This window comes from Stutzerimonas stutzeri KOS6, assembly GCF_000307775.2.
GTDB classification, from domain to species: Bacteria; Pseudomonadota; Gammaproteobacteria; order Pseudomonadales; family Pseudomonadaceae; genus Stutzerimonas; species Stutzerimonas stutzeri_B.
Genome location: NZ_KK020675.1, coordinates 657587 through 678340 on the forward strand (window position 1 = coordinate 657587; position 20754 = coordinate 678340).

Here is a 20754-nt window from a genome sequence, read left to right on the forward strand (position 1 = left end):
GCGATGCAGGCCGCAGGCCCGCCCGATGTCCCGGAATCATCGTCCCGGACTGCTGCAGAACTCGCCAGGCGCTTGCGCGCCCCAGCCCAACCAACTCCCGCTGATACCTGAGACCATCGCCCCGTGGGCGGGCCTCCCACGAAACAGCCGGTGCACACTAAACCAGTGAGAGACCAAACCAGTGGCAGGCGCGACCCCGCGGCGATGCAGGCCGCAGGCCTGCCAGAAGTTAGAAAACATCGCGCCACACACCGCGTCCAAACAGCGGGTGCCGTTCAGCCTCGCTCGGCGCGAGCGATGCGCCAGTAGGCCTCGATACGCGCCACCAGCGCTTTCGGCGACTCGGCATACAGCCGACGACCGTGGCGCAATGCACGCTGCTGCAATTGCCCGCGGCGCTGCTCGATACAGCGCTGCAGCCCTTCACGGATTTGTAGCGCACCGAACATATCCGGCTCGCGCTGCATCAGTTGCAGCATCATCGCCAGGTCGTGGTCGTCGCCCAGGGCATCGGCAACCTGCTTGAGTTGCTCCGCTCGGCTTTCCAGGGCGTCCGGCCAGCAGGGGGACAGCAACAGGCAGTGATACCAGTGATCCTTAACCCGTTTGCGCCACTCGTGCAGCAACTCGTCCGAGCCATCCTCTTGCGCACGTGCCAGATCCCGCACACCATCGGTGTAGGTACGCCGCAGCCCACCGGCCAGCAGCCCAAAGCCCTTGCCTGGCAGTTTCCACTGCTGCAGGTCCTGGGTCAGCGTGCGCAGCTCGTCCAGCACCTGCACAATTTCAGCCTCGAAGCCGGCATGCACCTCGCCGTCCGGCGCCGCACGTTGCTGCAACCGCCCACGGACCTGCTGCAACGACTCGCTGCCGAACAGCGCCTGGTCAGTCCGCGCCAACGCGTCCCAGCTTTCCAGCATGGCCGCAGCATCGCGTGACTCGGCCAGACGCCTGCCCATGTCGCGCAGCCGGCGGTTGTCGAGCGTGAAACGCGTCCCCAAAGGCTCACGCAGCAGGCGCAGCAAGGCGCGCAACTCCTTGAAGCGCTTGCGCGCCTCATGGACGCCCTGCGCCCGTTCGGCCGGCTCGACCCCGAGCGACTGGATCGCCTTGTCGATGCGTTGCAGAGCGGCCTTGCGCACCTCCTTGGAGGCATTGCGTGCAGGACGTATTCGGTAAGCCATGATGGGTCTCCTCCCTAAGGATGGTCCGCTGAAGCAGCTGTACTGGGACCCGCATGCCGAGCCAGCGTTGGCCCAAAAAGGCAAAATTATGTGTCAGCGAGTGACGGCGAGGCCCCGTTCAACCGTAGCGCTTGCGCGCTTCGATCGCCAATCCGCTGCCAATGCTGCCGAAACGGTTGCCCTCTACATGTCGCGCGCGTGGCAGCAGGCCAGCGACACTCTCGCGCAACGCCGGAATCGCACTCGAGCCGCCAGTAAAGAACACCGTGTCGACCTCATCGGGTCGCACCCCGGCATCCACCAGCAATTGACCGATGCTGCCACCGATGCGCTCGAGCAACGAGGCAATGGCGTCCTCGAAGCCCTGCCGGGTCAGCTCGACACGCAGGTCCGGCTCGATGCGCTGGAAATCGATGGCGAAGCGTTGCTGCTCGGTCAGCTCGATCTTGCCCTGCTCCACCTGCATCGCCAGCCAGTGCCCGGCGCGCTGTTCGATCAGGCGGAACAGGCGGTCGATGCCGGTTGGGTCGACGATGTCATAGCGCATGCTCTGCAGCGCCCGCTGCGAGGCCGGCGCGTAGACCGCATTGATGGTGTGCCAGGTGGCCAGGTTGAGATGGGTGCTAGTGGGCATCGGCGCCTCACTCTTCATCCGGCTGCCATAGCCGAACAGCGGCATCACGCCCTGCAGACTGAGCTGCTTGTCGAAATCGGTACCGCCGATATGCACGCCGCCGGTGGCGAGGATGTCGGCCTGGCGGTCCTCGACGGCTCGCCGTTCGGGCGACAGGCGCACCAGCGAGAAGTCTGACGTACCGCCGCCGATATCGACGATCAGCACCCGCTCTTCCTGTTGGATGCGCGACTCGTAGTCAAATGCCGCGGCGATCGGCTCGTACTGGAACGACACCTCCCTGAAGCCGATCTTGCGCGCGGCAGCGGCGAGGGTATCGGCCGCCTCGCGATCGGCCTGGCAATCGTCATCGACGAAGAATACCGGCCGGCCCAGGACGACCTCCTCGAACGGCCGTCCGGCAGCCGTCTCGGCGCGCTGCTTGAGGGTGCCAAGGAACAGCCCGAGGATCTCCTTGAACGGCATGGCGCTGCCGAGCACGGTGGTTTCGCTTTTCAGCAGCTTGGAACCCAGCAGGCTCTTGAGCGAACGCATCAGGCGCCCCTCGTAGCCCTCCAGGTATTCGCCGAGGGCCTGGCGGCCGTAAACCGGTCGACGCTCTTCGAGATTGAAGAACACCACCGAGGGCAATGTCGGCTGCGCGCCTTCCAGCGCGATCAGCGGATCGATGCCGGGCCGCCACCAGCCAACCGTGGAGTTGGAGGTGCCGAAGTCGATGCCGCAGGCGCGGGCGGGAGAAGCATTTTGCATGGTGCGTACCGGGCTGCCGAAAAAACGGCCGCGCAGTGTAAAGGAGGCCGGCTGCGGATGCAGGTCGATGAGCCTCCGCCCATCAAAAAAATGCCCGGCCATCCACAGGGCCGGGCAAAAACCCCTGACGCAGCGCCGAATCAGGCAGGCACGGCTTCCGCCCCGGACGCATCGGTCGCCATTCCCGCGGTCATTCGTTGTGAATCCCGACAGAAGGTGCGCGATGCCTGGAACAGGAACAGCATGGTCAGCAGCAGCGATGCCGGTATCAGGTACATCGCCCCGTGCAGGCCCTCGGCACGGAAGGCCTCGGCCATTTCGCTGGCACCTGCGGCAAGCATCGCGGCTTCGGCGAAATGGTCCGAAAGCAGCCCCACCACCACCGTGCCCATGCCCCCCCCGAGCAGATAAAGCCCGGCGAAGAACAGTGCCATGGCGGTGGCCCGCAGGCGCGGTTCGACTACGTCCTGAATGGCCGTATAGACACAGGTATAGAAGTTGTAGGAGAACAGCCAACCGATGCTGAATATCGCGACGAACACACCGATCTCGATGCGCCCGGCCAGCAATGCATAGCCGGTCGCGAGGGTGGCGACCAGCATGCTCACCGCCGCGAAGAGCAATCGGCCCCGGGCGAAGCGCTGGTGAATACGGTCAGCGACCCAGCCGCCCAGCGTCAGGCCGATCAGCCCTGTCAGACCGACGATAACGCCGGTCGCGACCGACGCGCTCACCAGGGAAACTCCGTGATAGCGCATCAAGAGCGGCACCATGAAGGCATTGCAGGCATAGGTCGCGAAGTTGAAGGCCAGCCCGGCTAGCACCAGCCACCAGAAGGTGCGTATCGCCAATACCTTGCGGATCGGCTTCTGCACCGGCTCCTGCGATACCTTGACGGTTTCCGCGGCTCCGCGCCGGGGCTCCTTGATCAGGAAGATGAACAGCGCCAGCACCAGCCCCGGCACTGCCGCGATGAAGAATGGCGCACGCCAGCTACCGAACGCCTCGACCATGGCACCGATGGTAAAGAACGCCAGCAGCAGGCCCAGGGGCAGCCCCAGCATGAAGATGCCCATCGCCCGCGCCCGCTTGTGTGCCGGGAACAGGTCGCCGATCAACGAGTTGGCAGCCGGCGCGTAGCTGGCCTCGCCGATGCCGATGCCCATGCGCACCAGCAGGAAGCTCCAGAAGTTCCAGGCCAGCCCGTTGACTGCCGTCAGGCCGCTCCAGACCGTCAGCCCCCAGCCCATTATCTTGCGCCGTGAGCCGAGGTCCGCCATGCGCCCCAGCGGCACGCCGGCGATGGCATAGACGATGGTGAACGCGGTGCCGATCAGGCCGAGCTGGAAGTCGTTGAGATTCCACTCCAGGCGGATCGGCTCGCCGATGATCGCCGGGATGGTACGGTCGAAGAAATTGAACAGGTTCGCCAGGAACAGCAGAAACAGCACGCGCCAGGCGTTGGATGCTTGGGTGGAAGGCTGCATGACGTCGGTCTCGATTGTTCTTATATTCCGGCCGCAGACCAGCCGGGACTCGACGATGACTCTAGAGTCTGTACCCGCTCCTGTCTCCGAACATCAACCCGGCTTATGCCGCACGATGGCTAAGCCGGCGCGCCACTCGGCCAGCCAGCCCAGGCTGGCCTGAGTACCCGCTTCGCCCGGGCGGTACTCGGCACCGAGCCAGCCCTGGTAGCCGCTCGCCTGCAATGCCCGCAGCGCCGCTGCGAAGTCCAGCTCACCGCTGCCTGGCGCACCTCTTCCAGGGCAGTCGGCAAACTGAACATGGCCGATACGGCCGGCCAGCTGCGCGATGCAGCTCGGCACGTCCAGCTCCTGTCGCGCCACGTGGTAGAAGTCCAGCTGCGCCTGGCAGTTGGGATGGTCGACCCGTTCCAGCAGTGCCTTGAGCTCCGCCGCGCTGTTGATCAGGAAGCCCGGCATATCGTGCGGGTTGATGGCTTCGCAGAGCACCCGAATGCCGAGCATGTCGAAGGCATCGGCGGTCTTCCACAGATTGTGCTCGAGCGTCTCAAGTGCCAGCTCACGCTCGACGCCCTCGGCGAGGCGCCCTGGCAGCACGTTCACGCAGGCTGGGCGGACCATAAGCGCATAGGTCAGCGCCTCCTGCAGAGCCGCGTCGAAAGCTTCCTGCCGATCCGGCACCGCCGCCAGACCCGGCCCGCCCTGCATGAGGTCGCCGGCCGGCAGGTTGATCAGCACGAGCGGCAGGCCGGCACGCGCGAGCTGTTCCCTCAGGCGAATGGCCGGCAGCTCATAGGGGAACTGGATCTCCACGCCATCGAAGCCGGCCGTACGGGCGGCCAGGACGCGCTCGGCAAGCGGAAGCTCGGTGAACAGCAGCGACAGGTTGGCGGCGATTTTCACAGATCGTCCTCCCGATACATCTGCACCAGGGTGGCCGGATCGCGCTCGAGGTTGCCCTGGCTGCCATGCAGGCGCATCAACTGCGCGGCCAACCCGCTGAGCGGAGTCGCCGAGCCCTGCTCGCGGGACAGCTTCACCGCGGTATCCAGATCCTTGAGCAGGGTGCGCACGTGCCATTTCACCGGTTCGAACTCGCTCGCCGCCATCTGCGGCGCGAGAATCTGCAGCGGCCGGGAGTCGGCGAATCCGCCAGCCAGGGCGGGTGCCAGCAGGCTGGCGTCGACCCCGGCACGCTCGGCCAGTGCCACCACTTCGGCGATCACCAGCGCATTGCAGGCCACGATCATCTGATTGCAGACCTTGGTCACCTGCCCCGCGCCAACATCCCCCATGTGCGTGAGGCGCTGACCGAGGTTCATCAGGATCGGCCGAACCCGTTCGACATCCTCGCCGCGGCCGCCGGCCATGATCACCAGGCTGCCAGCCTCCGCGCCAGCGGTGCCGCCGGATACCGGTGCATCAACCCAGCGCATGCCACTGCGAAACTCCAGTTCCGCGGCCATGTCGCGCGTCGCGGTCGGCTCGAGGCTGGAATGATCGACCAGCAACTTGCCGGCCTTGCCGCCCTCTGCGATTCCGGCCTCGCCGAATAACACGTCGCGGACCGCCGTGGTGTCGGCCAGGCACAGCAGCACGATATCCGCCTCGGCACAGAGCCCGGCGGGGGTCGCCACCACTTTGGCGCCGAGTTCGGCCAGCGGCTGGCACTTCTCCGGTGAACGATTCCACACGGCCAGCCGGTAGCCTGCGGCCAGCAGGCGTCGGCACATTGGCAAACCCATCAGGCCGATACCGGCGAAGGCGAGAGATGGCAGATCGGACATGGGCGGCTCCTTGATGAACGAGGCGCTGATTCTAGCGCCGCACCGCGGTCGACGGCCATGCGAGGTACCAACTGATGCGGTGGGACTGGACGCGCTGCTGCCGGCGCCGAGGCTGCCTGTCTACCGGCCTCTAGTTCTGGGGAAGGTCGATGAGCAATGGTCCCAGGAGAACCACGGCCAGGCGAGCCTCGACGAATACCTTCTCGCTGAAAGGCACTGCGCGAGGGCGCGTGGAATCCGTTGCACCGGCCTCGATCCGTGCCACCTCCCTGAATGAATGACCATCTGCCCAGACCATAGTCGTTCGACGCCGCTTATCGCACTTCACATTCGTATCCTTGGCACGCCGGTGGCACTTTGGTGATATTCGGCCACTACAGATCCTTAGGTCTGGGTGCCGGAAAAAGTTCGTCGCGCCGGCCGGTATTTCTTGCCCCGCGAGCAACCGAGCCGCGGACCGAGCTTTCGCTTGGCGTGGCACGCCCCACAGGCTCTATAATCCGCACGCTTTTTTCCGCTATTGAACCGGAGAACCTCAATGCTGAAGCGCACCCTGGCAGCCGTTGCCGGCCTTGCCCTGTCCCTGTCTATTGCCACCGTCCATGCCGCCGAAATCCTGCGGGTTTCTGCCATCCCCGATGAAGCCCCCACCGAGCTGATCCGCAAGTTCAAGCCTCTCGGCGAATATCTGGAGCAGCAACTGGGCATGCCGGTGAAGTTCACCCCGGTTTCGGACTATGCCGCCGTCGTCGAATCGCTGGCCGCGGATCGCCTCGACCTTGCCTGGCTGGGCGGTTTCACCTTCGTCCAGACCCGTCTGAAGACCGGCAATGCGATTCCGCTGGTGCAGCGTGAGCAGGACGAACAGTTCACCAGCAAGTTCATTACGGCCGACCCCGACGTGCAGTCCCTGGCGGACCTGAAGGGCAAGACCTTCGCTTTCGGCTCCGTATCCTCGACCTCCGGCAGCCTGATGCCGCGCTACTTCATGCTCGAGGACGGCATCGAGCCGGAAAAATTCTTCAAACGCATTGCCTACTCCGGCGCCCACGACGCCACCGCCGCCTGGGTCGAGGCAGGCAAGGCCGATGCCGGCGTGCTCAACGCCTCGGTCTGGGACAAGCTGGTCGCGGCCGGCAAGGTCGATACTGCCAAGGTCCGCGTGATTTCCACCACTCCGCCGTACTACGACTACAACTGGACGGTGCGCGGCAACCTCGATCCGGCGCTGGTCGAGAAGATCAAGGCGGCGTTCCTGGCCCTCGACCCGGCCAATCCCGAGCACAAGGCCATTCTCGATCTGCAGGCCGCCAGCCGCTTCATCGAAACCAAGCCGGAAAACTATACCAGCATCGAGGAAGCGGCACGTGCAGCCGGACTGCTCAAGTGATGGCTTGCCCGCCCCGCTCATGAGCACGCAGACGTTGCAGGCACCGAGGAACGGCGCGGCCGGCTGCAGCGCCGCACTGCAACTGGTCGGCGTGGGGCACACCCATGCGGGCGGGCAGGCTGCATTGCGCGGCATCGATCTGCAGATCGCACAAGGCGAACGGGTCGCCATCATCGGGCCGTCCGGGGCGGGCAAGACCACGCTGCTGCGCCTGCTGGCCACCGCGCTCAGACCCGACCAGGGCAAACTCGACATTCTCGGCCAACAGCCCTGGGCGCTCTCGGCCGCGGCCCGCCAGCGCCTGCGCAGCCGCATCGGGCTGATCCATCAAGCGCCCCCGCTGCCGCCACGGCAACGGGTCATCAGCGCGGTGCTGGCCGGCCGCCTGGGCCGATGGTCACTGTCCAGGAGCCTGCTCAGCCTGCTCTATCCGCTGGATCGTGGGGGCGCCGCCGATGCGCTCGGGCGGCTGGATCTGGCCGACAAGCTGTACATGCGCTGCGACCAGCTATCCGGTGGCCAGCTGCAGCGCATCGGCATCGCGCGGGTGCTTTATCAGCAACCGGAGCTGATCCTCGCCGACGAGCCCGTCTCGGCCATGGACCCGGTCCTGGCCAGCCATACCCTCGGCGTGCTCAGCCGCGAAGCCCGGCACCGCAACGCCACGCTGCTGGCCAGCCTGCATGCGGTGGAGCTCGCGCTGGAGCATTTTCCCCGCATCGTTGGCGTGCGTGATGGCCGCATCCTGTTCGACAAGCCCGCCGCCGCGGTCAGCCCCGCCGAACTGGACGCCCTGTACAGCAACGAACAGCTCGATCGCTCGCCCGCGCCACCGCCAAGGCACACCGCCCAGCTGAACATCCCGCGATGCTGAACTCCAGCATGCCGCTGCGCGACCCCGCCGCCACTTCCCGCTTGCTGCTGACGCTGTTGGCCGTGGCGCTGCTCTGGCCCGGACTGAAGCTGAGCGAGCTGGATCTCGGCGTGCTGTTCGACGGTAGCAACGCCGATACCATGGGTACCTTCGTCGCGGCCTTCTGGCCACCGGAGCACAGCGGCGAGTTTCTCCGCCTGCTCTGGCAGGCGACGCTGGAAACGCTCGCCATTGCCACCGCCGGCATGGCGCTGGCGCTGGCCGTCGCGATCCCCTGCGCCCTGCTCGCCACCCGCGCATTGTCGCTCTCGGCGCTCGGCCGCAGTGGCCGCCCGGCCTGGTGGGCGCAGGCGCTGCGCTGGCCGGTTCGTGGCCTGCTGATCGTGTTGCGCAGCATCCCGGAAATCGTCTGGGCGCTGCTGTTCGTGCGTGCCGTGGGCCTGGGCCCGACCGCCGGCGTACTGGCCATCGCCATCACCTATGCCGGCATGCTCGGCAAGGTCTATGCGGAGATCTTCGAGTCGGTGGATCCACTGCCTGCCCGCGCGCTACTCGGCGCCGGTGCATCACGGATTCAGGCATTCCTCTATGGGGTGCTGCCGCAGGCCACCGGCGAAATGCTGTCCTATTCCGTCTATCGCTGGGAGTGCGCGGTTCGTGCATCGGTAGTGATGGGTTTCGTCGGTGCCGGCGGCCTGGGCCAGCAGATGGACCTGTCGATGCGCATGTTCGCCGGTGGCGAAGTCGCCAGCATGCTGCTGACGTTCCTCGCGCTGGTGCTGCTGGCCGACCTGCTGAGTCGGCTGCTGCGCTGGAGGTTCGCATGAAACTGCTGTCGCGCCTGCTGATTCCCCTCGGACTGGTCGCTGCGACAGTGGCAGCCTTTGCCTTCCTGCAACTGGAAAGTGCCGCGCTGTTCAGTCGCCAAGGCGTCGGGCAGATGGCCGCTTATGCCTCTGGCTTTCTCGCGCCCGACCTTTCGCCTGCACACCTGCGGGCCATCGGCCAGGGCACGCTGGAAACCCTGGCCATGTCGGCCGTCGGCACCCTGCTCGCCGCGCTCTGCGGCTTGCTGCTGGCGCTACCGGCTGCCGGGCGCTGCGGGCTGCTGCCACAGGCGGCCTCCCGACTGCTTCTCAATGCCCTGCGAGCGATACCGGAACTGGTTTGGGCGGCACTGATGGTGCTGGCCGCCGGACTGGGGCCGAACGCCGGCACGCTGGCGCTGGCCCTGCATACCGCCGGAGTGCTTGGCCGGCTGTTCGCCGAAGCGCTGGAGAACACGCCGGCACCACCTGGTGAAGCGCTGCGCCTGGCCGGCAGCGGACGCATCGCCGCGTTCTGCTACGGCACCCTGCCGACCCTCTGGCCGCAACTGGTGGCCTACACGCTGTATCGCTGGGAAAACAACATCCGCATGGCCAGCGTGCTAGGTTTCGTCGGGGCCGGTGGTCTGGGCCAGATGCTCTACATGAGTCTCAGCCTGTTTCAGGAGGCCCAGGCCTCGACCGTGATTCTTGCCATGCTGCTGATGGTACTGGCGGTCGACAGCCTCAGCGCCTGGGCTCGACAGCGCTGGGTGCGGGGCTGACCGGCGCAACCGGTAACGTTGACATTTGTAAGGTAGTTCACTGACTATCCGTGATGACACTTTGAGATCATCAGGGAAGATTGGGTGCCGGCTTTACTACAAAAGATAGCTACGCTGCGAACCCCACTCGCGCTACTTGCGATCCTGCTCGATCCCTTCGGCCTGACCACAGCCACCGATGTCGCCTCTTCCCGCCTGCTCAATCAATTGCAGGCAAACAGCTATGCCGACAGCGCCAGACGGCAAATTGCCGTAGTGATCATCGACGATGCGTTCTTGCGCGAGCGGCAAAGCCACTGGCCGCTGCCCTATAGCGAACAGAGCAAGCTTTTCCGCCAGTTGCTGGCCTATCGCCCGGCCGCAGTCATGGTGGACCTGATGTACAGCTACGACCACTCCCGTGGCCGCAGCAACGACAGCAGTCAGCTACTGGCCAATGTGTTCGAGCGCTATCGGGCCGCCGACGTCCCCTTGTATCTCGCCAACTCCGGTGCCACCGAATCAAATGTCCTGCCAGCCTTCGCCAACGTAAGCCAGCCTGCATTGGTGAGCTGGAGCGGCTATGGCGATCAATACCCGCTGGCAGCCGAAACCGCTTACGGATGGATGGACAGCGCGGCCTTCGCGCTGTACCGCAGCTATTGCGCGCAACACGGCTGCGCGCCGCTTCCAAACACGCCGCAAAAAGCCGCAGAGCATCCGCCGATGGCTCTGCAATGGGGTCGAGACCCCGCGTCAGAACAGAGACGGGTGAGCGATGTAAGCCAATGCGCCACAGCGCCCGGTTTCTGGCAAGAGGTTCTCGCACGGCTCGCTCAGGCGGTGTTCTGGCGGATCAACGCGCCTGCCGAAGCACTCTGCCCGTACCACCTGACCATCACAGCCAGTGCCCTGGCCACCACAGTGCCGCAGGAGCGGGCGTTGTTGCGCGAGCTGCTTGGCGACCGCCTGGTACTGGTCGGAGCCTCCATCAACTCGGCCGAGGATCTCGTCAGCTCGCCCGTTCACGGCAAGCTGCCGGGCGTATATGCCCATGCCATGGCGCTGGATAACCTGATCCAGTACGGCCAGGACTACATCGCTGCACCAGCGCAGCTCTTCGGCACCGACATCGACGTACTCGACCTGCTCGAAGTCGCCTTCATTCTCGCTCTCCTCTGGTTCGAGTCCACCCGCGCAGGCCTGTCCCCGAGATGTCGCCTGACGGTTGCGCTCGGCGCGGCGATCGGACTGCTCATGCTCAGCGGGCTGCTTTACCAACTGCGCGTCACGCCGGTGAACATCCTCGGCCTGCTGTTACTGATCGGCCTGCTGATGCCGAAAAAACCGGAATGCACGCCTCACAACCCTGCCTGCACACGAAAGGAGTCATCATGCGCAAACCCCTAGTCCTGCTCTTCGCCCTGCTGTTCGGTGGCATCAGCCACGCCACCGAACTGACCGTGGAGGAGTACACCAGCGACCCAATCGCACTGCTCGATGAACAAGGCCGTCTGCAGAAGAAGGTGTCGCAAGCCGAATTGCCGGCCACGCCTCTGCTCGCACGGCAATGGAACGATGACCTCGAACTGGTGCAAGTCGAGGTCGCCGGCCAACTGGTCTGGCTGGACGGCGTCGACGTTCGCCTGAGCCAGGGCAAGACCGTCCCCATGCCCTGTGCAGCGCTGCCCAGGGCCCGCGCAGAAAGCGCGACCAATCTGTCCACCATTGGCTACGGAGCCGGCTGTGCGAAGAACTGACATATTGCGCAAGCCAGCCGCGCTGACGCTCGCGGTACTGCTGACCGGCCTAGGTGGCTGCGCCACGCTCAAAGGGGCGCCTGATGCGCTGGTCAACCTTGCAGGCAAGAGCACGCAAAGTGGCTTCCAGGGCAAATATCTGGAACAGCAGGAAGTTCGCGCCTACTTCAGGCTCGATCCGCAGCGCAACCAAAGCCTGCGTCTGAGCTACGACGGCCGTAGCCTGCCAGCCAACGAAATCCGCCAGCAGAACGTGGTGCTGATTCCCGCCCTGCAGAGCTACCTGCAAGGCATTGTCGGGCGCCTGAGCAAAGGCTGGCCGGGCGAATCGCCAACGTTGCAGGTGAAAATCATCGACAGCTACGCCTTCGGACCATCGGCCGATCCCTACGGAAACCTGTATGTCCCCTTGGGCATGCTGGAAAGCGTGGAAAGCGAGGATGAAATCGCCTCGATGCTGGCCCATGAGATGAGCCACGTCCTGTTGCGCCATCACGACCGCCGGCAAGCCTTCAACGAGCAGCGCGAGCTGCTGAGCAACATCGCCAGTACCGCGGTAGTCGCAACGATGGTCGCCGACTCTCGCCTGGACCGGAGCACCTCGCAACTGAAGGTCGTCAGCCGCGACCCACAGGCTACGCAGAAGGTCATCGGCGACACGATGCTCTACACCGCGCTCGCCAATACCTTTTCCGATAACGTTTGGAATACGGCGTGGGGCCGAGCGCAGGAAGACCAGGCCGACCTGCTCGGAACCGACTTACTGATCAAGGCCGGCTACGCGCCCCGCGGCGCCAGCCACAGCTTGCAGCGCCTGAGCGACTTCCAGGGCAAGCAGGAACCCGTTCTCGCGGGTTTCATCCAGGCCCGCCGGAGCGCCATGCAGGCTTCGCTGCAGCGCCTCGACCTGAACGGCCTCTCCCAGGAGATCAATACCTTCGTCAATCAGGGGCTGATGACGACCGTGAGTGCCGTCGGTCAGCATTTCACCCGCTCGCACATGTCGGCCCAGCGCCGCGACGACGACCTGCGCCAGTACCTGCAGCGCGAGTATGATTCACAGCGCTACAACCGGGTGAACAAGCGGACTTGGCGCAGCATCCGAAACAACCCGAGCGTGAAGTCCTCGCTGGAGGCCTACAAGAACGCCTACGGTGCAAATGAGGCCTTGAGTCAGAAGAAGCTGAAGGATGCACGAACCCTGGCCGAACGAGCGCTCAAGTCGCCGGTGGCGAACCAGCCGGGCATTCGCAGGAGCCTCTTCAATGTGCACATGGCAACCGGTGACAGCCGCCGGGCCCTGGCGCAGCTGAACGCCATCAACGACTGGTCGCTGGCGGGCCCGGAGGTCTACGAACAGCTGGTTCACTATCACCTGAACAATGGCAATGCAGATTCGGCGCTTGCAGCCATCGATCAGGCCGAACGTCATCTGGGCTCGCAGGAGCAGTTCATAGTCGAGAAAATGCTCGCCAACAAGCTCAAACAGAACGACAGCGAGCTGCAGACTCTTGGCGAAAAGTGCAAGCAGATGCCAAACCGTAAGGATATCTGCAAGAAGATCGGTTGACCCAAGGCTCGGCAGCGCCGGATGCGGGGCTGACCGAGAGCCCGCCGCAGCCAGACGCCCCGTTTCAGTGCAATGCAGGCTTGCCGCTGCGCTCCTGCACCAGCACCCAGGGTGCGACCACCACGGCCCATAGGTCCGGGTCGCGCTCCAGCCAGTCCTCTGCCTGGGTGGCGGGCATCTTCGACAGCTGCCCGCCGGTCAACCAGGCTGCGACCTTGGGCTGGTCGTCCTGGGCGACGGCAAGCGCGACCTCGACGAGGTCGGCCTCAGGACAGACGTGCAGCAAGGCACCGCGGGCAAAGAACGGCTGCAATTCCTGCCAGGTGATCGCTGCTGTCTCGCCCAGCAGCTTGGCATAAAGAGTGCTTGCGTCGTCGGCCATGGGACTCACCAGGTACTAAAAGGGTGCAATGATACGCGCGCCCTGATTCCCATCAAACGGTTGAATCTGCCGGCTGTGCAAACGGTGAAGACACTTCTACACTGTGCCGGTACAGTTGCCGGAGCGTTTCGGGGGCGTTCGCCTCTTAATGGCACTCCGGCCCGCAGGATTCAAACAATAACGATGCAAGTGGAGCACTTATGAAGACCAAGCAGCGTCTTTCGAAAATTTTCCTGGCAATGGCACTGACCGGCGCAGCCAGCTACAGCCTGGCCGCCGATACCATCCGCATCGGATTGGCAGGGCCGGTAACCGGGCCGGTGGCGCAGTACGGGGACATGCAGTTCATCGGGGCCGAGATGGCCATCGAGCAGATCAACAAGGCCGGCGGAGTGAACGGCCAGCAACTGGAGGGCGTACGCTACGACGACGCCTGCGATCCCAAGCAGGCCGTGGCGGTAGCCAACAAGATCGTCAACGACGAGGTCCAGTTCGTGGTTGGGCACCTCTGCTCCAGCTCCACGCAGCCGGCGTCCGACATCTATGAAGACGAAGGCATCCTGATGATCACCGCGGCTTCCACCAGCCCGGACATCACCTCGCGCGGCTATGAACTGGTGTTCCGCACCATCGGCCTGGACAGCCTGCAGGGCCCGACCGCCGGCAACTTCATTGCCGACCACGTCAAGCCGAAGAATGTCGCGGTCATCCACGACAAGCAGCAGTACGGCGAAGGCATCGCCACCGCTGTCAAGCAGACTCTGGAAAGCAAGAACATCAAGGTCGGCCTGTTCGAAGGCATCAATGCCGGCGACAAGGACTTCTCCTCGTTGATTGCCAAGCTCAAGCGCGAAGGCGTGGACTTCATCTACTACGGTGGCTACCACCCGGAGCTGGGCCTGCTGCTGCGTCAATCCAAGGAAAAGGGCCTGAACGTACGCTTCATGGGTCCGGAAGGCGTCGGCAACTCGGAAATCTCCGCCATCGCCGGCCCGGCTTCCGAAGGCATGTACGTGACGCTGCCCAAGTCGTTCGACCAGGATCCGCGCAACAAGGAACTGGTTGATGCGTTCAAGGCCAAGAAGCAGGACCCGAGCGGCCCGTTCGTGTTCCCGGCCTACGCCGCTGTTCAGGTCATCGCCGAAGGCATCGAGAAAGCCGGCAGCACCGACACCGACAAGGTCGCCGAAGCGCTGCGCAGCAACAGCTTCGATACCCCGACCGGCATGCTTGAGTTCGACGAAAAGGGCGACCTGAAGAACTTCAACTTCGTCGTCTACGAATGGCACCAGGACGGCACCAAGACCGAAGCCAAGTAATTTTTCATCAGCCTCGCAAAGCCCACACTCGCTTGTGGGCTTTGTTTTAGCGGGGCGGCCCCGCCACAAGCATCGGGTCGCCTTGCAATACCTGTAATCCGACGAGCAGCCTGAACAGCGGGCCTGCCTCGAACCGGCGCCGTGCGTGATCCGCAGGGCACGTACCGCAGTGGCACCGCGCCAGGGCGTGCGGTGAGTTCGAAGTGGGCAAGCGCAGCCGGAGCGGAATTGCAGGGACTTCGGGAGAGCAGTAATGCCTGAGCTTTACCACTACCTACAACAGCTGGTCAACGGACTCACCGTTGGCAGCACCTACGCGTTGATCGCCATCGGCTACACGATGGTGTACGGCATCATCGGCATGATCAACTTCGCCCACGGCGAGGTGTACATGATCGGTTCGTATGTCACCTTCATCGCGATCGTCGGCCTGTCGATGATGGGCCTGGACGCACTCCCAATCCTGATGATCGGCGCCTTCGCCGCCGCCATGATCGTCACCAGTGCCTATGGCTACAGCATCGAACGGGTCGCCTACCGTCCTCTTCGCGGGAGCAACCGTCTGATCCCGCTGATTTCGGCCATTGGCATGTCGATTTTCCTGCAGAACGTCGTGCTGCTGGCGCAGGACTCCAAGGACAAGGCCATTCCCAACCTGATGCCGGGCAACCTGGTCATCGGTGAGAGCACCATGAACGGCGTGGTGATCTCCTACATGCAGATCCTGATCTTCGTGGTGACCTTCATCGCCATGTATGGCCTGACCCTGTTCATTTCCCGGTCGCGCCTGGGCCGCGCCTGCCGTGCCTGCGCCGAAGACCTGAAGATGGCCAACCTGCTGGGCATCAACACCAACGGGATCATCGCCCTGACCTTCGTCATCGGTGCAGCCCTGGCCGCCATCGCGGCGGTGCTGATCAGCATGCAGTACGGCGTGATCAATCCGCACATCGGCTTCCTCGCCGGCATCAAGGCATTCACCGCGGCGGTACTCGGCGGGATCGGCAGCATTCCGGGCGCCATGCTCGGCGGCCTGGTCCTGGGTGTTGCCGAAGCCTTCGGCGCCGACATCTTCGGCGACCAGTACAAGGATGTGGTGGCGTTCAGCCTGCTGGTCCTGGTGCTGCTGTTCCGCCCCACCGGCATCCTCGGCCGCCCGGAGGTGGAAAAGGTATGACCGGCACTCTCCGTACAGCTTTCTTCAGCGCGCTGCTGGTCATCGCCGTGGCGGTGCCGGTATTCGGCCTGAAGCTCACCACCGTGGGCATCCGTGTCGAGGTACATGGCGCCGAAGCCGGCACGTTCTGGATCATCGCGGCATGCGCGGTGGCCATGTTCGTCTGGCAGCTGCTCCGCACGCATCTGGCCGCTGGCTGGGCGGCAAGCCCCAGCCTGCCAAGCGTGCCCGCAGGTGCCGGCAGCTTCCTCACCCTGCCCTCGACCCAGCGCTGGATCATCCTGGCACTGGTGCTGCTGGCCCTGGCGTGGCCGTTCTACGGTTCGCGCGGCGCAGTGGATATCGCCACGCTGATCCTGATCTACGTGATGCTCGGCCTCGGTCTGAACATCGTGGTGGGCCTGGCCGGCCTGCTGGATCTGGGCTATGTCGGCTTCTACGCCGTCGGTGCCTATACCTATGCGCTGCTGTCGCATTACTACGGCATCGGTTTCTGGACCGCATTGCCCATCGCTGGCGCGATGGCCGCACTGTTCGGCTTCCTGCTGGGCTTCCCGGTGCTGCGCTTGCGCGGTGACTACCTGGCCATCGTGACCCTCGGCTTCGGCGAGATCATCCGCATCCTGCTGCGCAACATGACCGAAATCACCGGCGGCCCGAACGGTATCAGCGGGATCGACAAACCGACGCTGTTCGGCCTGTCCTTCGACCGCCGCGCCGCCGAGGGCATGCAGACCTTCCACGAATACTTCGGTGTGGCCTACAACTCGGTGAACAAGGTGATCTTCCTCTACCTGATCGCCCTGCTGCTGGTGCTGCTGACCCTGTTCGTGATCAACCGCCTGCTGCGCATGCCGATCGGGCGCGCCTGGGAAGCCCTGCGTGAAGACGAGATCGCCTGCCGCGCACTGGGCATGAACCCTACGGTGATCAAGCTCTCGGCCTTCACCCTCGGCGCGACCTTCGCCGGTTTCGCTGGCAGCTTCTTCGCCGCACGCCAGGGGCTGGTGTCGCCGGAGTCGTTCACCTTCATCGAATCAGCGATCATCCTGGCGATCGTGGTGCTGGGCGGCATGGGCTCACAGCTCGGGGTGATCCTGGCGGCGATCGTGATGATCCTGCTGCCCGAACTGATGCGCGAATTCAGCGAGTACCGCATGTTGATGTTCGGCGCCCTGATGGTGCTGATGATGATCTGGCGTCCGCAGGGCCTGCTGCCCATGCAGCGCCCACACCTGGAGCTGAAGCAATGAGCCGCCCGATTCTAGAAGTACGCGGCCTGATGATGCGTTTCGGCGGCCTGCTGGCCGTCAACGAGGTGGGGCTGACCGTACACGACAAGCAAGTGGTATCGATGATCGGCCCCAACGGCGCCGGCAAGACCACGGTATTCAACTGCCTGACCGGCTTCTATCAGCCAACTGCCGGGGAAATCCTCCTCGACGGCACGCCGATCCACGGCCTGCCCGGGCACAAGATCGCCCGCCAGAGCGTGGTGCGCACCTTCCAGAACGTCCGCCTGTTCAAGGACATGACGGCGGTGGAAAACCTGCTGGTGGCGCAGCACAGGCACCTGAACACCAACTTCCTCGCCGGCCTGCTGAAGACCCCGGCGTTCCGCCAGAGCGAGCGCGAGGCCATGGACTTCGCCGCGCACTGGCTGGAACAGGTGAACCTGACCGACATCGCCAATCGTCCGGCCGGTACCCTCGCCTACGGCCAGCAGCGCCGGCTGGAAATCGCCCGCTGCATGATGACGCGCCCGCGCATCCTCATGCTCGACGAACCGGCCGCCGGCCTCAACCCGAAGGAAACCGAGGATCTCAAGGCGCTGATCGCCATGCTACGTGATGAGCACGGCGTCACCGTGCTGCTGATCGAGCACGACATGAAGCTGGTCATGAGCATTTCCGACCACATCTACGTGATCAACCAGGGCACCCCGCTGGCCGATGGTTCACCCGAGGAAGTCCGTAACAATCCGGACGTGATCAAAGCCTATCTGGGGGAGGCGTGAGCATGCTGACTTTCGAAAACGTCTCGACCTTCTACGGCAAGATCCAGGCCCTGCACGACATCAACGTGCAGGTGGAACAGGGCGAGATCGTCACCCTGATCGGCGCCAACGGTGCCGGCAAGTCGACGCTGCTGATGACCCTGTGCGGCACACCGCAGGCAGCCAGCGGCAGCATCCGCTTCCAGGGTGAAGAGCTGGTCGGCCAGCAGACCTGCGACATCATGCGCAAGGCAATCGCCGTGGTACCGGAAGGGCGCCGGATCTTCTCGCGCCTGACGGTGGAGGAGAACCTCTCCATGGGCGGATTCTTCACCGGCAAGACGGACTTCCAGGAGCAGCTGGACAAGGTGCTCGGCCTGTTCCCGCGGCTAAAGGAACGCTACCAGCAGCGTGGCGGCACCATGTCCGGCGGTGAGCAGCAGATGCTCGCCATCGCTCGTGCGCTGATGAGCAAGCCCAAGCTGCTGCTGCTCGACGAGCCGTCGCTGGGCCTGGCGCCGATCATCATCCAGCAGATCTTCGAAATCATCGAACAGCTGCGCGAGGATGGCGTGACGGTGTTCCTGGTCGAGCAGAATGCCAACCAAGCGCTCAAGCTGGCCGACCGTGGCTATGTACTGGAGAACGGTCACATCGTCATGCAGGGCAGTGGCGAGGACCTGCTGACCGATCCGAAGGTGCGCGACGCCTACCTCGGCGGCTGAAGCAGGCGCATCGACAACCGGACAAGCCCCGCCCCTGGCGGGGCTTTGTTTATCCGTAGCACGGGCAGCCTTTCGCTTCGTATCGAGCAGCCCGCGAAGCCGACGCGGACACTGCCCTGCCCCGGCAGGCGAAGAACCCGCTATGCTTTCCCCCTCCGCTTACTCAACCTCGTATTGCCCATCAAGGAGACTCACGATGCGCCACTGCCTGTTCGGCCTGCTCATGGCTGCCAGCGTCACCGCGAATGCCGAGATCCAGACGCAGGAAATCCCCTACACCGCTGCCGACGGCACCGACATGATCGGCTATTACGCCTATGACGACAGTATCGAGGGCAAGCGCCCCGGCATCGTCGTGGTGCACGAATGGTGGGGCCTGAACGACTACGCCAAGCAGCGCGCCCGCGACCTCGCCGAGCTGGGCTACAGCGCCCTGGCCATCGATATGTACGGCGAAGGCAGGAATACCGAGCACCCCAAGGACGCCATGGGCTTCATGCAGGCAGCACTGAAGGATGCCGATGCGGCCAAGGGCCGCTTCAACGCCGGACTTGAACTGCTCAAGGAACAGGACCGGACCGACAGCGACAAGCTGGGCGCCGTGGGCTACTGCTTCGGTGGCAAGGTCGTGCTCGACATGGCACGCCAGGGCGTTCCGCTGGATGGCGTGGTCAGCTTCCACGGCGCGCTGGCCACCGAAACCCGCGCTGCCCCCGGCAGCGTCAAGGCGCGCGTCCTGGTCGAGCATGGCAGCGAGGACAGCATGATCAGCGCCGACGACGTCGCCGCACTCAACGTCGAGATGGTCAAGGCCGGCGCCGACTACCAGTTCGTCAGCCTGCCCGGTGCCAAGCACGGCTTCACCAATCCCGGCGCCGACGCCCATCAGAAGAACGGCCTCGACGTCGCCTACCAGAAAGCCGCGGACGAGCGTTCCTGGCGCGACATGCAGCGTTTCCTCGAAGAAACCTTCGGCGCACCTGCAACTGCCCAGAAGCAGTGAAGCAAGCGCATTCTCGTCCGTGATTCGCCCCCGGCGGCACGCCTGCCGCCGGGGCGCGTGCTAGCATTGCGCGCACAACTCACCGTCGATCACGAGTCATGGCCGAACACGATTTCCGCTACACCCTGCTCAACCCCGCCCACACCCTCACCGAATGCCGCGCATTGGCGCCGGGCCGCTACCAGGTCACCGGCAATGGCGGCTCGATTCGCAGCGGCGACATACTGATCGTCACCCTCAAGGGCAGCCGCGACCTGTCCCAGCGCCTGACGGTTGAGAAGGTCCGCCACCTGATCAACCCGCCCGGACAGTGGATGGCCGTAGCCAGCGGGCCGGTATTCCGCGAACTGGCAATCCTCAACTGGCAGGTCGACTGCGACGGCTGCGGCACGCGACTGGATTTCGAATTCGCGGTAGACGCCAAGCTGGGCGAATCCGCCCGAGCCCCGGCCGCGGAGACACGTATTGTCGAACTCGGCTGGTCCGGCCAGAACGGTCGCCATCTCTGCCCGAGCTGCCAGGAGAACGCCGCATGAGCTTTCGCCTCCTGCCCGCGGTCATGGTCCTCGGCCTCGCCGGCTGTGCGACCGAGCCCATGCTTCTGCAGCACGACGTCACCTACATCGCCGAGTGGATCGGCAACGAACCGGTGATCGGCCGCAATCCGGTTTCCCTGACGCTCAGCGCAGACCGCGTCTACGGCAACGCCGGTTGCAACCACTGGTTCGGCAGCTACGAACGCGACGGCCAGCAGATCCGCTTCAGCAACCTCGGCAGCACGCGCAAGCTGTGCGCCGAGGAAATCATGCAGCAGGAGCAGCACTTCCTCGATCTGCTCGATCGCGTCGAGCGCTGGGACATCTCCAATATCGACCAGCTGCGCCTGTGGCCCGCCGAAGGCGCACCGCTGCGGCTCTGGCCGGAGCAGGAATAACCCGCGCCAAATGTGCGCATGCCTGGAAGCGCGCGCACTGCGATCAGGCATCGCGCACATCGCCGGACCCAGCATGTACGTGCCCAGCACAGGCCTGGACTGGCAACGACCAGCAGAAATGCCGTGTTTTTCAGGGACCATGCCACACCACGGCGGCTTTTCTTCCCGTGATGGCCCGCCATGACGAAACTGGCACATGCAGTGCATAGACT

General features: G+C 64.4%; 21 protein-coding genes. 15 read left to right on the plus strand and 6 right to left on the minus strand.

Features of this window, described 5'->3' with window-relative positions:
* Positions 1-275: 275 nt before the first annotated feature.
* The 5 genes from B597_RS27020 to B597_RS27040 form a co-directional block, all read right to left on the minus strand.
* The gene (locus B597_RS27020) at positions 276-1184 is read right to left on the minus strand and encodes a CHAD domain-containing protein (protein WP_003295829.1); all 909 of its coding nucleotides are present in this window, start codon (positions 1182-1184) and stop codon (positions 276-278) included.
* A 118-nt stretch (positions 1185-1302) separates the two neighbouring features.
* Positions 1303-2568: an Hsp70 family protein gene (locus B597_RS27025; protein WP_003295830.1), complete on the minus strand. Its 1266-nt coding sequence runs from the start codon at positions 2566-2568 to the stop codon at positions 1303-1305.
* A gap of 140 nt (positions 2569-2708) precedes the next feature.
* On the minus strand, positions 2709-4055 hold the full coding sequence (locus B597_RS27030; RefSeq protein ID WP_024161668.1) for a spinster family MFS transporter: 1347 nt from the start codon (positions 4053-4055) through the stop codon (positions 2709-2711).
* A 93-nt stretch (positions 4056-4148) separates the two neighbouring features.
* Entirely contained in the window at positions 4149-4958 is an 810-nt protein-coding gene (locus B597_RS27035) for a hydroxypyruvate isomerase family protein (RefSeq protein WP_003295833.1), read from the minus strand.
* Positions 4955-5842: an NAD(P)-dependent oxidoreductase gene (locus B597_RS27040; RefSeq protein ID WP_024161669.1), complete on the minus strand. Its 888-nt coding sequence runs from the start codon at positions 5840-5842 to the stop codon at positions 4955-4957. The genes B597_RS27035 and B597_RS27040 overlap by 4 nt, the downstream gene beginning before the upstream one ends.
* A gap of 538 nt (positions 5843-6380) precedes the next feature.
* Between B597_RS27040 and B597_RS27050 the strand changes: the two genes are divergently transcribed.
* The 7 genes from B597_RS27050 to B597_RS27080 all read left to right on the plus strand — a co-directional run bounded on the left by B597_RS27050 (position 6381) and on the right by B597_RS27080 (position 13006).
* A complete protein-coding gene (locus B597_RS27050) occupies positions 6381-7232 on the plus strand; it encodes a putative selenate ABC transporter substrate-binding protein (protein WP_003295836.1) in 852 nt (283 codons plus the stop codon).
* 19 nt (positions 7233-7251) lie between these two features.
* Positions 7252-8106: a phosphonate ABC transporter ATP-binding protein gene (locus B597_RS27055; RefSeq protein ID WP_024161671.1), complete on the plus strand. Its 855-nt coding sequence runs from the start codon at positions 7252-7254 to the stop codon at positions 8104-8106.
* A complete protein-coding gene (locus tag B597_RS27060) occupies positions 8100-8933 on the plus strand; it encodes a PhnE/PtxC family ABC transporter permease (protein ID WP_003295837.1) in 834 nt (277 codons plus the stop codon). Before B597_RS27055 ends, B597_RS27060 begins: the two co-directional genes overlap by 7 nt.
* Positions 8930-9697, plus strand: coding sequence for a phosphonate ABC transporter, permease protein PhnE (phnE, locus tag B597_RS27065; RefSeq protein WP_003295838.1), 768 nt, complete (start codon positions 8930-8932; stop codon positions 9695-9697). Before B597_RS27060 ends, phnE begins: the two co-directional genes overlap by 4 nt.
* Before the next feature lie 84 nt (positions 9698-9781).
* On the plus strand, positions 9782-11086 hold the full coding sequence (locus tag B597_RS27070) for a CHASE2 domain-containing protein (RefSeq protein ID WP_003295839.1): 1305 nt from the start codon (positions 9782-9784) through the stop codon (positions 11084-11086).
* Positions 11071-11436: a hypothetical protein gene (locus B597_RS27075; RefSeq protein ID WP_003295841.1), complete on the plus strand. Its 366-nt coding sequence runs from the start codon at positions 11071-11073 to the stop codon at positions 11434-11436. The genes B597_RS27070 and B597_RS27075 overlap by 16 nt, the downstream gene beginning before the upstream one ends.
* A 4-nt stretch (positions 11437-11440) precedes the next feature.
* Positions 11441-13006 carry a M48 family metallopeptidase gene (locus B597_RS27080; protein WP_003295842.1) on the plus strand — a complete coding sequence of 522 codons (1566 nt, stop codon included), beginning with the start codon at positions 11441-11443 and terminating at the stop codon, positions 13004-13006.
* 64 nt (positions 13007-13070) lie between these two features.
* On the opposite strand, the gene B597_RS27085 is transcribed toward B597_RS27080, so the two are convergent.
* The gene (locus B597_RS27085) at positions 13071-13388 is read right to left on the minus strand and encodes a DUF2288 domain-containing protein (RefSeq protein WP_003295843.1); all 318 of its coding nucleotides are present in this window, start codon (positions 13386-13388) and stop codon (positions 13071-13073) included.
* Between the two features lie 200 nt (positions 13389-13588).
* Here B597_RS27085 and B597_RS27090 point away from each other — a divergent pair, with 200 nt between their 5' ends.
* The 8 genes from B597_RS27090 (at position 13589) to B597_RS27125 (ending at position 20542) form a co-directional block, all read left to right on the plus strand.
* Positions 13589-14707, plus strand: a complete 1119-nt coding sequence (locus B597_RS27090) for a branched-chain amino acid ABC transporter substrate-binding protein (RefSeq protein ID WP_003295845.1) — start codon at positions 13589-13591, stop codon at positions 14705-14707.
* A 253-nt stretch (positions 14708-14960) separates the two neighbouring features.
* Positions 14961-15884 carry a high-affinity branched-chain amino acid ABC transporter permease LivH gene (gene livH, locus B597_RS27095; protein ID WP_003295846.1) on the plus strand — a complete coding sequence of 308 codons (924 nt, stop codon included), beginning with the start codon at positions 14961-14963 and terminating at the stop codon, positions 15882-15884.
* Positions 15881-17137 (plus strand): high-affinity branched-chain amino acid ABC transporter permease LivM, encoded by a 1257-nt coding sequence (locus B597_RS27100; RefSeq protein ID WP_003295848.1) that lies wholly within the window; start codon positions 15881-15883, stop codon positions 17135-17137. The genes livH and B597_RS27100 overlap by 4 nt, the downstream gene beginning before the upstream one ends.
* Complete coding sequence (livG, locus tag B597_RS27105) at positions 17134-17901, plus strand: high-affinity branched-chain amino acid ABC transporter ATP-binding protein LivG (RefSeq protein WP_003295849.1); 768 nt, start codon at positions 17134-17136, stop codon at positions 17899-17901. Before B597_RS27100 ends, livG begins: the two co-directional genes overlap by 4 nt.
* Before the next feature lie 2 nt (positions 17902-17903).
* A complete protein-coding gene (locus B597_RS27110) occupies positions 17904-18605 on the plus strand; it encodes an ABC transporter ATP-binding protein (RefSeq protein WP_003295851.1) in 702 nt (233 codons plus the stop codon).
* A gap of 196 nt (positions 18606-18801) precedes the next feature.
* Positions 18802-19608 carry a dienelactone hydrolase family protein gene (locus B597_RS27115; protein ID WP_003295853.1) on the plus strand — a complete coding sequence of 269 codons (807 nt, stop codon included), beginning with the start codon at positions 18802-18804 and terminating at the stop codon, positions 19606-19608.
* A gap of 98 nt (positions 19609-19706) precedes the next feature.
* A complete protein-coding gene (locus B597_RS27120) occupies positions 19707-20144 on the plus strand; it encodes a hypothetical protein (RefSeq protein WP_003295855.1) in 438 nt (145 codons plus the stop codon).
* Positions 20141-20542: an META domain-containing protein gene (locus tag B597_RS27125; protein WP_003295856.1), complete on the plus strand. Its 402-nt coding sequence runs from the start codon at positions 20141-20143 to the stop codon at positions 20540-20542. The genes B597_RS27120 and B597_RS27125 overlap by 4 nt, the downstream gene beginning before the upstream one ends.
* Positions 20543-20754 lie beyond the last annotated feature (212 nt).

Coding starts and splice junctions, on each gene's coding strand:
- B597_RS27020 (WP_003295829.1), bottom strand. CDS start 1,184: ATGGCTTACCGAATACGTCCTGCACGCAATGCCTCCAAGGAGGTGCGC.
- B597_RS27025 (WP_003295830.1), bottom strand. CDS start 2,568: ATGCAAAATGCTTCTCCCGCCCGCGCCTGCGGCATCGACTTCGGCACC.
- B597_RS27030 (WP_024161668.1), bottom strand. CDS start 4,055: ATGCAGCCTTCCACCCAAGCATCCAACGCCTGGCGCGTGCTGTTTCTG.
- B597_RS27040 (WP_024161669.1), bottom strand. CDS start 5,842: ATGTCCGATCTGCCATCTCTCGCCTTCGCCGGTATCGGCCTGATGGGT.
- B597_RS27050 (WP_003295836.1), top strand. CDS start 6,381: ATGCTGAAGCGCACCCTGGCAGCCGTTGCCGGCCTTGCCCTGTCCCTG.
- B597_RS27055 (WP_024161671.1), top strand. CDS start 7,252: ATGAGCACGCAGACGTTGCAGGCACCGAGGAACGGCGCGGCCGGCTGC.
- B597_RS27060 (WP_003295837.1), top strand. CDS start 8,100: ATGCTGAACTCCAGCATGCCGCTGCGCGACCCCGCCGCCACTTCCCGC.
- phnE (WP_003295838.1), top strand. CDS start 8,930: ATGAAACTGCTGTCGCGCCTGCTGATTCCCCTCGGACTGGTCGCTGCG.
- B597_RS27075 (WP_003295841.1), top strand. CDS start 11,071: ATGCGCAAACCCCTAGTCCTGCTCTTCGCCCTGCTGTTCGGTGGCATC.
- B597_RS27085 (WP_003295843.1), bottom strand. CDS start 13,388: ATGGCCGACGACGCAAGCACTCTTTATGCCAAGCTGCTGGGCGAGACA.
- B597_RS27090 (WP_003295845.1), top strand. CDS start 13,589: ATGAAGACCAAGCAGCGTCTTTCGAAAATTTTCCTGGCAATGGCACTG.
- livH (WP_003295846.1), top strand. CDS start 14,961: ATGCCTGAGCTTTACCACTACCTACAACAGCTGGTCAACGGACTCACC.
- B597_RS27100 (WP_003295848.1), top strand. CDS start 15,881: ATGACCGGCACTCTCCGTACAGCTTTCTTCAGCGCGCTGCTGGTCATC.
- livG (WP_003295849.1), top strand. CDS start 17,134: ATGAGCCGCCCGATTCTAGAAGTACGCGGCCTGATGATGCGTTTCGGC.
- B597_RS27110 (WP_003295851.1), top strand. CDS start 17,904: ATGCTGACTTTCGAAAACGTCTCGACCTTCTACGGCAAGATCCAGGCC.
- B597_RS27115 (WP_003295853.1), top strand. CDS start 18,802: ATGCGCCACTGCCTGTTCGGCCTGCTCATGGCTGCCAGCGTCACCGCG.
- B597_RS27120 (WP_003295855.1), top strand. CDS start 19,707: ATGGCCGAACACGATTTCCGCTACACCCTGCTCAACCCCGCCCACACC.
- B597_RS27125 (WP_003295856.1), top strand. CDS start 20,141: ATGAGCTTTCGCCTCCTGCCCGCGGTCATGGTCCTCGGCCTCGCCGGC.